The 995-nt window shown below is 71.2% G+C and carries 1 protein-coding gene; it reads right to left on the reverse strand.

Translation table 11 applies throughout. The features are described 5' to 3' along the window. Positions 1-150: 150 nt before the first annotated feature. Positions 151-995 (reverse strand): hypothetical protein (locus tag FV222_RS27245; protein ID WP_147816254.1); only part of this gene is annotated, 845 nt, incomplete at its 5' end.

Consider the following 995-nt stretch of genomic DNA (forward strand, 5'->3'; position numbering starts at 1 on the left):
GCTTGACTATGCTGGATCGCTCGACGGATCGCCTCCGTCGTCGTGGCGCTGCCGTGAAGAACCTGGCCCATAACGCGTCCCTCCACTCAGACGTGAAGATCGCACCATCAAACCCTGGGATCAAACATCTAAGCGCGCCTCGGCGCCCGCTCACCCCGCCTTGGCCAACACCTCGATGTCGCGGTCGAGCCCGCTCTCGACCTTGAACTCGCGGGTGTAGACCTGTCCGTCGTGACGGGCGATCAGCACGTAGTCGCCCTCCGCCAGGGTGACCTGCGGGAACGCGCCGATCGCCTCGCGGATGGTGTCGCCGCCGGGCGTCAGCACCGAGAAGGCCGTGCCGGCGAAGGCCTCGGCGCCGGGGCTGGTGACGAGCTTCAGCGTCACCGTCGCGGCCCGGTGGTTGAGGGTGGCGTCGGTGACCTTGCCGTTCTCCACCTTCAGGTCCGCGCGCTGGATCGCGTTCGATTCCCCGTAGGTCGAGACCACGTGGTAGGTGCCCTCGGGCAGGCGCAGCAGCTCGCCGGCCTTGACGCCGCTGCGCACCAGCCGCCCCTCCGAGTTGGTGCCGATCGGCACGAAGACGGAGAACGAGAGCTGCGCCGGGGCGATCCGCGTGTCGCCGATCGCGCCCGACAGCTTGAGCGCGCCGGCGGCCACCCGCAGGGTGTCGGTCGCGGGCTGGCCCGACATCGCGATCTTCTTCGTGGCGCTGGCGAAGCCGTAGGTCACGGAGGCGACGTAGGCCCCCGGCGCGAGCTTGAAGGTCGGCGCCGCGTCGGTGGAGCGGGCCACGATCCCGGGCCGGACGCCGTCGGTGCGGTCCTCGTAGATCCGCCAGACAAGGCCCGAGCGCAGGGGCTGGCCGATCCCCGACAGCAGCGCGGAGAGCGACAGGGTCGCCTCGCCCTCGGGCTGGCTCGGGGGCAGGTCCGGCGTCGTGATCGAGGGCGAGGGCAGGCCGCCGCCGAGGCGGTTGCCGAAGGGGTCCGGCG

It is taken from the genome of Methylobacterium sp. WL103 (assembly GCF_008039885.1).
GTDB classification, from domain to species: domain Bacteria; phylum Pseudomonadota; class Alphaproteobacteria; order Rhizobiales; family Beijerinckiaceae; genus Methylobacterium; species Methylobacterium cerastii.